10 protein-coding genes are annotated in these 13,357 nt (G+C 46.8%); 5 read left to right on the top strand and 5 right to left on the bottom strand.

What is annotated here, in order from left to right:
• Positions 1-107 precede the first annotated feature (107 nt).
• Positions 108-1,268 carry a quinone-dependent dihydroorotate dehydrogenase gene (locus QUB25_RS05190; RefSeq protein ID WP_333182252.1) on the top strand — a complete coding sequence of 387 codons (1,161 nt, stop codon included), beginning with the start codon at positions 108-110 and terminating at the stop codon, positions 1,266-1,268.
• A gap of 385 nt (positions 1,269-1,653) precedes the next feature.
• Here QUB25_RS05190 and QUB25_RS05195 read toward each other — a convergent pair whose 3' ends face one another.
• Positions 1,654-3,105 carry an anthranilate synthase component I gene (locus QUB25_RS05195; RefSeq protein ID WP_333182253.1) on the bottom strand — a complete coding sequence of 484 codons (1,452 nt, stop codon included), beginning with the start codon at positions 3,103-3,105 and terminating at the stop codon, positions 1,654-1,656.
• 117 nt (positions 3,106-3,222) lie between these two features.
• A complete protein-coding gene (locus QUB25_RS05200) occupies positions 3,223-3,894 on the bottom strand; it encodes an aminotransferase class IV (RefSeq protein WP_333182254.1) in 672 nt (223 codons plus the stop codon).
• A 96-nt stretch (positions 3,895-3,990) separates the two neighbouring features.
• On the opposite strand from QUB25_RS05200, the gene QUB25_RS05205 reads away from it, so the two are divergent.
• Positions 3,991-4,659: an ElyC/SanA/YdcF family protein gene (locus tag QUB25_RS05205; RefSeq protein ID WP_333182255.1), complete on the top strand. Its 669-nt coding sequence runs from the start codon at positions 3,991-3,993 to the stop codon at positions 4,657-4,659.
• A 176-nt stretch (positions 4,660-4,835) separates the two neighbouring features.
• Here the strand turns inward: QUB25_RS05205 and QUB25_RS05210 are convergent, their stop codons facing one another.
• Complete coding sequence (locus QUB25_RS05210; protein ID WP_333182256.1) at positions 4,836-5,063, bottom strand: hypothetical protein; 228 nt, start codon at positions 5,061-5,063, stop codon at positions 4,836-4,838.
• Positions 5,064-5,500: 437 nt separating this feature from the next.
• Here QUB25_RS05210 and QUB25_RS05215 point away from each other — a divergent pair, with 437 nt between their 5' ends.
• The 3 genes from QUB25_RS05215 to QUB25_RS05225 all read left to right on the top strand — a co-directional run bounded on the left by QUB25_RS05215 (position 5,501) and on the right by QUB25_RS05225 (position 8,870).
• Positions 5,501-6,139: a transaldolase family protein gene (locus tag QUB25_RS05215; protein ID WP_333064523.1), complete on the top strand. Its 639-nt coding sequence runs from the start codon at positions 5,501-5,503 to the stop codon at positions 6,137-6,139.
• 226 nt (positions 6,140-6,365) lie between these two features.
• Positions 6,366-8,084 carry a calcium-binding protein gene (locus QUB25_RS05220; protein ID WP_333064522.1) on the top strand — a complete coding sequence of 573 codons (1,719 nt, stop codon included), beginning with the start codon at positions 6,366-6,368 and terminating at the stop codon, positions 8,082-8,084.
• 234 nt (positions 8,085-8,318) lie between these two features.
• Positions 8,319-8,870 (top strand): GUN4 domain-containing protein, encoded by a 552-nt coding sequence (locus QUB25_RS05225; protein ID WP_333139921.1) that lies wholly within the window; start codon positions 8,319-8,321, stop codon positions 8,868-8,870.
• Positions 8,871-8,975: 105 nt separating this feature from the next.
• On the opposite strand, the gene QUB25_RS05230 is transcribed toward QUB25_RS05225, so the two are convergent.
• Together QUB25_RS05230 and cax are read right to left on the bottom strand one after the other, a co-directional pair.
• Positions 8,976-11,048: a serine/threonine-protein kinase gene (locus QUB25_RS05230; protein ID WP_333182257.1), complete on the bottom strand. Its 2,073-nt coding sequence runs from the start codon at positions 11,046-11,048 to the stop codon at positions 8,976-8,978.
• Between the two features lie 1,117 nt (positions 11,049-12,165).
• Positions 12,166-13,287, bottom strand: coding sequence for a calcium/proton exchanger (gene cax / locus QUB25_RS05235; RefSeq protein ID WP_333064517.1), 1,122 nt, complete (start codon positions 13,285-13,287; stop codon positions 12,166-12,168).
• Positions 13,288-13,357 lie beyond the last annotated feature (70 nt).

Below are 13,357 nucleotides of genomic sequence, written 5' to 3' on the forward strand. Positions count from 1 at the left end.
ATACAGTCGATCGAAGTTGAAGTAAAAACTTCGCCTTCACTGTCTGGTTCTGAATATTTTTATTTCCCTTCTCATTTCTAATTTGTAAATTGCCCCAGTACAAATCATTGGATATTTATCAATCAAGTGTACGCCCGCTGTTGTTTTCTGTATTGAAAACCGATGCCGAGTGGCTGCACAACCGCACTCTCCAATTTCTCGAACTCGCAGCCAGAACCCAGTCAAACCCCGCAACCCGCCAAATGCTTTGGCAATTGCAGAAATCTTTGGGAGTCCAAGATTCTCGCCTCGAACAATCTTTGTGGGGACTGAGCTTTAACAATCCTGTCGGCTTAGCCGCCGGATTTGATAAAAACGGCGTAGCTGCCGATATTTGGGCAAATTTTGGCTTTGGCTTTGCCGAACTCGGCACTGTCACTTGTCAACCGCAGCCGGGAAACCCCCAACCTCGCTTGTTTCGATTGACTCAGGACAGTGCAGCCCTCAACCGCATGGGATTTAACAATCAAGGAGCCGCGGCAATGGCAGCCCGGTTTCAGGCAGCACAGAAACAGTCAAAATTCGATGCCTCGCGCCCCATGCCTCAGTCTCGGTTCCCCTTGGGCATCAATCTCGGTAAATCTAAGGTAACACCGTTAGAGCAAGCCGCAGCCGACTATTTGGAGAGTTTTAAGCTGCTGAAAGATTGGGGCGACTATTTTGTAGTGAACGTTTCCTCTCCGAATACGCCGGGGTTGCGATCGCTCCAAGATGCTGCTGGGCTAAGCACAATTTTGGAAATTTTGCAACAAGAAAATCAGGGAAGCAAGCCAATTTTAGTCAAGATTGCGCCGGATTTGGAGTCGGAGGCGATCGTATCAATCCTCGACTTAGCAAAAACCTACCAACTAGCAGGAATTATCGCCACAAATACCACCATCCGCCGCGATGGATTGAAAACACAAATATTGCGAGAAACAGGCAAACCAATCGCCGAAGAAGCCGGGGGAATTAGCGGGCTTCCTGTGCGGGAGCGATCGACAGAAGTAATCCGATTTATCTGGCAATATACAAAAGGCGAATTACCCATAATTGGAGTTGGTGGCATTTTCACCGCCGAAGATGCTTGGGAAAAAATAGCCGCCGGTGCGAGTTTAATTCAAGTCTACACTGGTTGGGTTTACGAAGGGCCTTGGATGGTGCGCCGGATTCTCCAAGGTTTGCTGCAAAAGTTAGAAGAACGCGGATTTAGTTCTATTTCTGAGGCAGTAGGTTCGGGCAATCAATAGACATACGAGTGAAAAGCAAGTCTTGGGTAGGCATCCTGCCTGCCCCACAAGAATTGTTGAAGAAGTCTAATAAATTCTGGCAGGAATCAGCCATTGAGGGGCTTTGTTAATTGCTTGTGCTTTTCCTTTCCGATCGTGATAGTGAGCTTATCCAACAGCTAACCAGCTTTGGCAGTCTCATCTAATATCCATGAATTCACCCAGAATCTGACTCACAGTGCGATCGCTAAAAAAACTATCAGGCAACATCATACCAACATTTCCCTAACATTAATACTACAATAAATCTTTTGTTTTCGATCGATTTATATCAGCATTACCTCAAAACTAAATCCGCGCTCAAAATCTTCAACAATATTAACAATTCGATTTATCTAATACGCATCTAATCAAATATTTCCGCTAATTTCAAAGCATTAACTTGAGCTTGAGCTTTATGCAGCGACTCCTGCCATTCCCTTTCTGGATCGCTATCAGCAACAATCCCCGCACCCACTTGTCCCCAAACAACTCCCCCGATCGTACCGTCACTTTTGGGTGAATATAAAAGGGTGCGAATCAAAATATTTAAATCCAGGTTCCCGCGCCAGTCCAAATAACCGCAGGAACCGTAAAATAAATTGCGCTTCACGGGTTCCAATTCTTCGATGATTTCCAGACAGCGCACTTTCGGACAACCTGTAATCGTACCGCCCGGAAATACCCCTCGAATTAAGTCGATCGCGTCGCAATCTCCTCTTAATGTACCGATAACATTACTGACGAGGTGCATCACGTGACTGTAGCGTTCAATGGTCAGAAATTCGTTAACTTTTACCGAACCCCATTCACACACCCTCCCGATATCGTTGCGTTCTAAGTCAACTAACATAATATGTTCGGCTCTTTCTTTGATATTCTCTATTAATTCCTGTGCTAACTGCTCATCTTGAATGTCGGTTAAACCTCGCGGCCTCGTTCCCGCGATCGGTCTAGTATCCACTTTTTTTCCTAATAATTGAACCAGTCTTTCCGGCGAACAACTAACTATCGCCCCCCACGGAGTTTGCCAATAACTTGCAAAAGGCGAAGGATTGATCCGTTGCAAAGCGCGGTAAATTGACCAACTACTGCAATCTGTACGGGCTTCAAACCGCAAAGATAAATTAGTCTGAAAAATATCGCCCGCATGAATATACTTCTGAGCTTTTCGCACTATTTCTTTATATTCACTCTGAGATAATTGAAAAATAGGATTAGGAGAATTTTGTTGATAATTTTCCGGTAAATTATTCTCGATTATTTCTCGATCGGTTTGCTCTACTTGATGCTGCATAACATCGAGGTGAGAAGGTTGACTCGCAGCCAACCAGAGAATTTGCGTTTGACCGTCTAAAACCGCAAAAGATTCTGGTTCGTACCAACAGCTAACCGGGAAAGGAAGCGGATCGGTATTGAGTTGGGGCAGGTGTTCGATTTCCCATGCTAAATCATAACCCAGCCATCCCAACCAACCCCCAGTAAAAGGAATTTCCGGCGGTACATTCACTGCTAAATTTGGCTTTTGAGAGTCCAAAAGAGCGCGCAAAAAAGGTAAAATTTCACCAACTGGCGGTGTCCATAGCTGAGATTGACCGTCAATTATCCGGGGAGAACCTGCACAAATAGAATATCGTGCCAAGTTAGTAGAAGATGTAACTGGACTTTCTAGAAGAACCGCCATATCGCGGGGGAAACAATCAGATATTGAGCTTGCACTGTCGGCATTTTGACCGAGAAATAAAACTTGAAAAATCTCAGATCCGCTGCGCTGATTTAGGGGAATCTTTCGCCAATGCCAAGGTTTTATTTGTTTCATAATATATTGCACTAGGGTTAACACTTTCAGGACTTACGCTACGAGTCAATTTTGACACTATCTGTAGTAGTAAGGTGCACAGTTCGCACCCTACTAAAATCGATTGAAAGCGTTATCTCAGCCATTACTGACCACTTTCCAAACATCTCGGGTTGCTTCTTTTTTGAGGCGTATCCAACCCCTAACGGAGTTAATGAGAAATAGAGTTTTGGTACTGCACAAATCCTCTAAGGTAATTAATTCTTCTCGGATTTTTCCCTCCTCTAAAAGTTGAGAACGAAACGTCCCCGGTAATAAACCGCACTTGACGGGAGGTGTGATTAGACCTGCGGGTGTATCGATCGCGATATTGGCGATCGTGGATTCGGTGATAACTCCATCTTGATTCCACAGAAAGACATCCTGATATTCGGGCTGCGACTCCAAAGCCATTGTATAAGGCAATCGGTAAGTTGTCTTGTGGTAAAGAAATGGGTTTTGAGAATCGATCGGTTGGCGGGCAATTCCCACAGATGCACCGATTTTTAATATACCGCTATCTAGTGTCTGAGCTTGTAATGTTATGTTTCCCTCACAAGATATTGTTAACCGTATTTTTTGTTTGACTGACCGGCAAGTCATACTTAATGCTTGTAAAGCTTTGCTTGCTTCTGTTAGCGATAGGGGGAAATTAAAATAATCAGCCGAACGCTCTAATCTTTGAAGATGTCTGTCTAGCAAAAAATAGCCGTTTTTGGGTTCCCATAAAAGTGATTCCAGCAATTCAAATTTTTGCTGTTGTTGAATCATATTTTTGTCAATATAATGTAAATGAGGTAACTTGACAATTTTTCGACCCGCGAAGGTTCCTGTTTGTCTAATTATATAGGAAGTTAACTTGAATTTATGTTGCCTAAATCCTTTAGATTTCAATGGCGGCTTGCCATCGGGCTGTTAATATTAACCTCAGCGATCACACCCCTAGCACTCAACTACTACGTCCGACTTGTTACCCGCAACTACCGCCACAGCGATATAGCTAACGTGCCTGCTGAATCCATCGCTATAGTTTTTGGTGCCGGAGTTTGGGAAGACGGCACTCCAACCCCCATGTTAGCCGATCGAGTCCAAGCAGGCGTCGAGTTGTACAAAGCGGGGCGAGTGGAGAAACTTTTGATGACAGGAGACAATAGCAGCGTCGATTACAACGAAGTCCAAGCAATGCAGGACTACGCCGCAGCCCAGGGCGTACCGACTAATAATATCATTCTCGATTATGCCGGATTTAGCACCTATGAAAGTTGTTACCGGGCGAAAGAGATTTTTGGCATAACCCAGGCTGTTTTAGTTACCCAAAACTTTCACTTAGCCCGCGCTGTTTATACCTGCCGCCAGTTGGGCGTAGAGGCGATCGGTTTAGGAACGCCGGATTGGGGCAAATTTCGCCAAAAGGGCATGATTCGCTACAGTTTCCGCGAATTTTTGGCCGTCCTCAAAGCGCTTTGGGAAGTGCGCGTTACCCGTCCAGAACCGACTTTTTTGGGGCCGTTTGAAGGAATTCAAGAAAAGTTATGAGTGCTTTGTTGAAAAGTTTAGTCCTTGCTTTAAGGACTAAAGTCTTCACTAAAAACGGGTTTTATTACAACTAACCGGACATCATCTAAGTCCGGGAGTTGTAAGTTTTGTGTAACTCAAAACTTACAACACAACTCACAAATCATAACTCGCCCGTTGCGGTAGTGTTCCATAAGTTACTCGCGTTTGGAAAGCCCCGCCAGCGACCAAGTTAGGCTCACCATCATTAAGCGGCCTAGAGCCTTCAAACGGTCTTCGGCGTTATTTTCAACCGTTTGAGACAGAGTTTCAGACTTAAGATTTCTCGATAATTCTTCAGCGGTTTCTGCTGACTTTTCCAACTGAGGTTGTTCAGAAGATGTCTCAAGGCTGACTTGTGGCTGCTGATTTTTTTCTTCGGTCATTGTCTGAGTCACCTCCTGGAGTTATTGCATACATAACCCTTACTACAAATGTAATTTCTTTGTATCCGGGATTTTGGGAGTCAAGTTTTTCTTACCAGAGAATCGCAGTTACCAACTGACTTAAAAGTTTTGATTTCAGTTGTTAGCTATCTTAAATAGCACTTAGGCAATTTTCCTCAGAAAGCCGATTTATTCACAGATAGGTCGTCCTCCACCAATTTTTTGTAATAAACGGGCTTTCGGAGCCTAAGTCCTGTTAAATTCAAAACTCACGCACTACTACCTATGATGCACATCACTGAAGTGTTATATTTACTTAACAGTAATATTTCCGAGATTCTGATATTGTTAAAGATTAACAATTAATTTCGCTCGGATTTATATCAATCTGCAAGCAACCGTCTGGGAAATATTAACAAACTGAAGGTGTAGAGCCGATGGCAATTTATGTTGATACTGCAATTGTAGCGGAAGCCGCACGGGCAAGCAAGTTCGGATGGATAGCGGGAATTACTACTAATCCGACACTTTTGGCAAAAAGCGAGTTATCTCCTGAGCAAACCCTTAAACAACTGGCACAACTGATTCCTGGGGAAGTGTATTATCAGCTAATGGCATCTGATGTTGATGGCATGGTAGCAGAAGGAAAAGCGGCTTTTGAATTAATTGGACAGCAAACAGTGTTGAAAGTTCCAGCAACGGCTGCGGGTTTCCAAGCAGTAGCGCATTTGTCACCGGAAATTCCTTGTGCGGTGACGGCGATATACAGCGCATCACAAGCAGTTGTCTCAGCAGAAGCGGGGGCTAAATATGCGATCGCCTACGTGAATCGCGCCACCCGACTCCTAGGAGACGGTTTTGCTTTAGTGCGGGATATGGCAAATGTGTTGCACAGAACTAATACTGAGATTTTGGCAGCTAGCATTAAATCGCCGGAAGAAGCGGTAAAGACTTTATTAGCTGGCGCCCATCATTTGACATTGCCTTTTGACCTGTTGCAGGCGATCGCAGTTCACGAATTGTCCCAGCAAACAGTTGATGAATTTGCCAAAAACGGGCGGGGAATTACTTATTAGATGTGGCAATAGAGAAAACTTCCTTAATTCTGGGGCAAGTATCATTCGCTCGCTGATTGCGTATGAGTTTGGCTATTTTGTCTAGTGTGGGTAACATTTATTGATAAATAGGGTTTTTATGAACTCAAAGTTATGACTTTTATGAATTGACTTTGAGAAATGCTTATTGAATAATGTCAATCAACCGCACGGAACTCCAAACTTGTACTCTTAAATGTCAGGGCTTATGACCATTACTCGCATCCCCGTAGACTCAACAGGCATCTCTGACCCAGCAGGCGATGTGCAGGGCAATCGTTACTCGGTTTTATCATCCATCTCCGGCGATGGGCGGTTTGTGGCGTTTACACTTCAACAATCCATCTTCTCTCTCGGATCTCCGAACAATAATACTAACAATAGCGACGACATCTTCGTGCGCGACTTGTTAACGAATACCACCACCCGCGTCTCTGTTGACTCAGCAGGGAATCCGGGGAACGACAGCTCCTACGACCCCTCCATCTCTGCTGACGGAAGGTTTGTGGCGTTTCAATCTGATGCCTCCAACCTCGTGCCGGGGGACACAAACAATAGTGGCGACATCTTCGTGCGCGACTTGTTAACTAACACCACCACCCGCGTCTCTGTTGGCTCAGCAGGCAATCAGGGAAACAGCTTGTCCCGGCGCTCCTCCATCTCAGGTGACGGGCGGTTTGTCGCGTTTGCATCTAATGCCACCAACCTTGTGCCGGGAGATACTAACAATAGCACCGACATCTTCGTCCGCGACTTGTCAACTAATACCACCACTCTGGTCTCTGCGAGTTCCAGCGGCGATCGGGGGAACAACGACTCTGAATTACCCTCCATCTCAGCCAACGGCAGGTTTGTGGCATTTCGCTCTTTTGCCACCAACCTCGTGCCTGGGGATACTAACAACGAACGGGACATTTTCGTGCGCGACTTGTTGACAAATACCATTACCCTCGTCTCTGTGAGTTCCAATGGCGATCGCGCGAACGATAGCTCCTCCCGCTGCTCTATTTCTGCTGACGGGAGGTTTGTGGCGTTTTCATCTGATGCCTCCAACCTCGTGCAGGGAGACACAAATAATACCACCGACATTTTCGTGCGCGACTTGTCAACCAATACCACCAACCGCGTCTCTATTTCCTCAACAGGCAATCAGGGGAACGAAGACTTCTACACTCCCTTCATCTCCGCTGACGGGCGGTTTGTGACGTTTTCATCTGAGGCATCCAACCTCGTGCCGGGAGACACTAACGATAGCGAGGACATCTTCGTGCGCGACTTGTCAACCAATACCACCACCCGCGTCTCTGTTTCCTCAACAGGCAATCAGGGCAATAGCGACTCCGAGTTCCCCTCCATCTCGGCCAACGGGCAGAAAGTGGCGTTTTCATCTTTTGCCACCAATCTCGTGCCGGGAGATACCAACAACGGCCCAGACCTCTTTATTGCTGACACCGGCAACACTTCAGGCGGCATCAATAACTCTCCAAACGTCATCAACGGCACGAACGGCAACGACAACCTGACAGGCACTCCTGGCAGCGATAATATCAGCGGTTTAGACGGCGATGACGCACTCACCGGCAGACAAGGCAACGATATTCTTATCGGGGGAGGCGGCAGCGACAACCTGTCTGGCGGCAAAGGTTTTGATACCCTCAACGGCGGTTTGGGAGACGATATTCTAGTCGGCGGCGCGGGCAACGATGTATTTGTTTTAGGTGCGGGATTGGGAGTTGATACAATCTCTGATTTCGCCAACTCTCAAGATACTATGCAATTAATCAATGGCTTGACCTTCGGACAGCTATCAATTTCCCCTGGAACTAACGGCACATTAATTAGAGTAGCCAGCAGCGGTGAAGTTTTAGCTTCTTTGACAGGCGTTGCTCCAAACCTCATCGGCTCTGAAAATTTCATCTCTGTCTAGAGATAGATGGTAAACTGGTCACTTGTTAAATCACTTTTGCTCAGAGCAATAGTCCGGACAGTTTTTATATAGCCCAATGGCTTATTCTGTAGGACTTTGAGCCACTGTGGATAATTAAATCAATGTCAGCTCCACCCCTACGCGGCATTTAATTCGACTTTATTTATGATCCTTGCCGTGTAAAGCTTGTAGTCTGGTTCCCAAAACTGTCCGGAGTATTGTCAGAGGAACATTATGATTAAACTTGGCAAACCATCACTCGCGTTAATAGGCACATTTCTTGCAGTTTTGCAACCAGCATTTACCGCTCATTCACAAGAAAGCAACAGCGAATTTAGCAAACTTCAATCCTTATTAGAAGCCAAAAAATGGTACGAAGCCGATCAAGAAACAGTCTCTCTGATCCGCAACAACTCCGCCAATCTGTCTTGTCCGAACCTCCGCGCGATCGATGGGATGTGGATGCGATCGAGCAATGGCAAATATGGATTGACTCCGCAGTTAGAGATTTGGCAGAAAGTCGGCGGTTCTAACTGTCGAACTTGCGAAGGTCAAATTAAAGAATTTAGCAAGCAAGTAGGATGGAACATGAGCTCTCAAGTAAGTCCTATACCAGGGGAGTTTCCAGCCCAGTATCCAACTGTTGCTTCATTAAGTTGGCAAAGTTATGTTGACAGCGATAAAAGCATAACTAGGTACAGTCTTTTTGCTGGCGCGCAGACATGGCAAGCGTGGAGAGTTACAGAATTTAACCTGTTTTCTACTTTTGCCAATTGCGGCAAGTAACAGTTGTAGGACGGGCAATGCCCAGACTTCCACGTCGGAGTCGGGATGGGATTTCTCGATCGCCTCGACTCTTCAATCTAAAATCTAAAATCTAAAATAGTAGGACTATGGCATTCGCCAAATCTTAATAGTGCGATCGGGACTGCCGGTCACAAAAGTCTTGTTATCTCTGGCAATAGCAACAGAACTCACAAACTGAGTGTGACCAGAAAGAGTGCTTCTTTCTTTTCCCGTCTTCAAATCCCAAACTATAATATCTCCGCCCCCGCTGATCAAAGTCCGGCTGTCCGGGCTAAAGGCGATCGTCCTCACCCAGTCCGAATGCCCTTTAAAAGTGCGGGTGGGCTTCCCGTCTTGCACGTTCGACAAACGGATCGTATTGTCGGTGCTAGCACTAGCCACAATTTTCCCGTTCGGGCTAAAAGCCACAGCAGTAATCGGGCCCCGGTGACCTGTGATAATTCTTCTGACTTCTCCGGTGCCGAGATTCCACAAACGCACAGTCTTGTCCTGGCTGCCGCTAGCGAGAGTTTTACCGTCCCGGCTCAAAGCGATCGCGTTTACTCCTCCGGCGTGGCCGCTCAAAGTCCGCAACCTGCCGCCGGTTCTGACATTCCACAAGCGAATAGTTTTGTCATCGCTGCCGCTAGCGAGAGTTTGACCGTCCCTGCTAAAAGCGATCGCCTTGACGGCGGCTTTGTGAGCCGGAATCGTCCGCATCCGTCGCCCCGTCTTCAAATCCCAGAGAATCACATTCTTGTCGCCGCCGCCGCTGGCCAAAATCGAGCCGTCCGGACTCACCGCCACGGTATTGACCGATTTTTTAGAATGCACCAAATCGAGAGGCGGCACCCGGAGGCGTTCCGTCCTCACATTCCAAATTCTAATCGTCCCAAGGCTTGCGCTCACCAAAGTTTGACCGTCAGGCGACAGGGCGATCGCATTTACACTCTCGACATTATCCAAACTTCCTTGCAAAAACTGAGTGCTAGGTAAGGTAGAAAGCAGCCACACCGGGTTTGCCGGAAACACCCCGTAACGCAGCGAACCGTAAATTTGAGACGCGCCAATACTCACCATCAAAACAGCCGTGCCCGCCAGCAACTTCTTTTTCCAATCAAAAACATCTTTCTCGGCCTTTTTCAATCCCGAATTCAGAGGTCTGAGGCGGTTTACAGAAGTCTGCTTCTTCACCTCAGGCGTCCCGGAAGTTGCGCGAAGTTTAGTTTGCCCCGTCGTCGGCAACTGAGTAGGCAACTGACTTTCCGCGCCGTCGAGATTAATTTCCTCCAAGCACTGCAAAACCATCTGCGGGCTTTGAGGTCGATTTCCCGGAAAAGGCGCCATCAGATAATCGATTACATTAGCCACGGCGTCGGAAACCTGAGGAGCTCCTTTGCGCCACATTAATCTGCCCGTGCGCGGGTTCTCTGGAAACGCAGTCGGTGGCTTTCCAGTCAGCAAATAAACAAAAGTGCGGCCTAGAGCAAAAAAATCTGACTGCGGAACAGCCTTGCCATTAGTTTGTTCCGGCGGCGTGTAGCCCGGGGAAACAATACCGGTCACATTTTGCCCCTGGCCCACCTTAGCGAAATAAGTCGCCGACACTTCCCGAGCAGTCCCGAAGTCAATCAGCACTAACTGCCCGTTTGGCTTGCACATAATATTGTGCGGCTTGATATCCCGATGGAAATAGTTGAGGCGGTGAACTTGGTCTAAAATTTCCGACAGTTGTTTGAGCCAGTTCACAGCTTGTTCTTGACTGATGGGGCGGCCCCGATGTTTCAGCCAGTCTTGCAAATTGGCCCCAGCAATTTTCTCCATCACCAGACAGTGAAAAGACTCTGTGCTGTGAGCGGGCGTAAATGTAAAATAACCGTCGCGATCGACTTTTGGAATACCTGGATGTCTTAGCCTGACCAACACGTCGGCTTCTTGCTTAAACAGTTCTACAGCTTTGGGATGTTCTTTGAGCAGGACTTTGAGCACTCTTCGGGCGCCGTTGTCGTCCACTTCAAATGTTCTGCCAAAGCCGCCGCCTCCGAGAGGCGCGACTAGCCGATATCGACCTTGCAACAAAAGTTCAGACCCGCAGTGGATACACACGGATTTGCCAGAGTTGGCTGGATCGGAGGGATTCGGACATTTGGGATTGAGGCAATAACTCACAGAAGCCACATAACCCTGATTGAGGTTGCTCTATCAAGTTTTACTTTGACACTGCTATACAAAACTTGGCTAAACTTATCTAAGCTTCACCATTCAACTAGAAGTATTTTCTAGAGGGTCTGATTCCTGCTTCTGCCAAGAGAGTCGGCTCTTACTTGTCCACAGGCGTAAATTCGGGTGGAGCAGCACCCTATTTTTGAAGTCTGTACAACTATTTATTATTGTGGAAGCTTTTAGCCATTGTTTAACCATTATTTTCAACCAATTTAACGAATCGTGGTATCCCGTTCGACCTTTTTATAGGCTGGTCAGTTTTAAATCGACCCTCGTTTACTCTTCCAGAAAATTTTTCCTGCAGATTTTGGGCATTATTCTGAGAATGTTGCACAAAAATGTGCCTCTGTCAATATGCTTGTGATCGGCAGCTCGGAGGAAGTTTAATCAAGTATTAAGCGATTAGATTAACCTCTGTGCACTCTTGGTGAGTGAGATTTTTGATTCAGCTTGCGTTACTTGCCTTGACAAGATTACTCAAGCCGAATTAGAGGTGTCTTCTGTAAAATCGTTAATTGCGGTATGGCATACCGTATTTGATTAATCCTCTTTATCTAGTTCGGTTTTTGTTCAAATATGAGTTTTCCTAGACGGCAACACCGTGTTTGTGGGACGACGTACTCAACAATAAGAGTACGAGGTTTTACATTGTCTAGTCAGACTCAATTTTCAACTTATGACGATCGTAGCACACCTAGTAAAAGACTCATGAGCACCCTTGATTGAAATCTTGCAGCTTCTCTGAAGTCAAGGGAGGCTTTAGTCTCGCTTGACTTGAGCATCCCGTGTTTTTGTATAACCTGTGGCAGTGCGCTCTAACGATGATCGGGTTGATGCCAAAGGTTTTGTTGTTTGTCACAGCCGATCGAGGTCACAAATCCCTGATGACAGCACATAATGTACAAACACACCAGAACTAATAACGAGAGAGCAGCCACATTTCAATTGTACGATCGCAACCACCACTCTCGAAGAAAGAAGTGAGAGTAGGGAAGTGGGGGAGTGGGGCAGTGAAAAAATCTGCCTTCTTCCCTCTTCCCTCTTCCCTCTTCCTTCAACAGAAGAAAGCCTGTTAAACAAGTCCCTCAATTACCGGATGGAAGTAGAACGCCAGCGCCAAAACCGTATAAGCTGCCAACAGCAAAGTACCTTCGAGCCAGTTAGAGTTGCCGTCAGAACTGATAGAATTGGCGATCAGCACCGACACCGCAACCGCTACAAGTTCAAACGGGTTGAAATTCAAGTCCATCGGTTTGCCTAAGACAAAACCTGCCAAAACCAACACCGGGGCAACAAACAAAGCAATTTGTAAACTCGAACCCACCGCCACAGAAACCGACAAATCCATTTTATTTTTCATCGCCACCGTCACCGCCGTCGTATGTTCGGCCGCATTGCCAATAATCGGCACTAAAATCACCCCGGTAAACAGTGATGTCAGCCCCAAACGCGCCGTCGCTTCTTCGAGAGTACCCACCAACAGTTCCGACTCGACAGCTACCATCAGGGTACAGGCCAACAGCACCCCAATCCACAGCGGCAGATTGACTTTGTGGTCAGGACTGTCTGGTGCTAAGTTATTTTCGGCTAAATCTTCCAGCATTTCTATTTCTGCCACCCCTGCATCGTACAGATAACTGTGGGTTTTCATCGAAAACAGCAGCGTCAGCACGTAGACGACAATCAGCACTACAGCAACAGCGCTAGAGAGGTTCTGCATAGTTGCCGGAGGGATGCCAATAGAGGTGGCATTAACGGCAGTTGGCACCAAAATGGCAATCACGGCTAAGTTCATCGCTGAAGCATTCAAGCGGGCGACTGTCGGCTGAAAATCTTGTTCTTTGTAGCGCAAGCCGCCCAGCAGCATCGCCAATCCCATCACCAGCAGCAGGTTGCTCATAATTGAACCGGTGATGCTGGCCTTGACAACATCTATTAGTCCGGCGTTGAGGGCGACGATGCCGATAATCAGTTCCGTAGCATTTCCGAAGGTAGCGTTCAGCAAACCCCCCAAATTGGCACCGAGGACGACGGCGATTTCTTCGGTGGCCGTCCCCATCCAGGCGGCTAGAGGGATGATGGCTAAAGCCGAGGTGATGAAGATTGTGGAGGATTCCCAGCCGAGAAAGTGTCCGGCGATGGAAACCGGGATAAATAACAGCAGACTGGAAATTATTGTATTTGTGTTTAGCATTTAGATTCTCAAAAGCTGCCAACCGTCAATCATAGCCTGCCACAATGTTTAACAAAGGGGGAGGGTTCGA

The organism is Microcoleus sp. B3-D7, assembly GCF_036705305.1.
Classification (GTDB): Bacteria; Cyanobacteriota; Cyanobacteriia; order Cyanobacteriales; family Microcoleaceae; genus Microcoleus.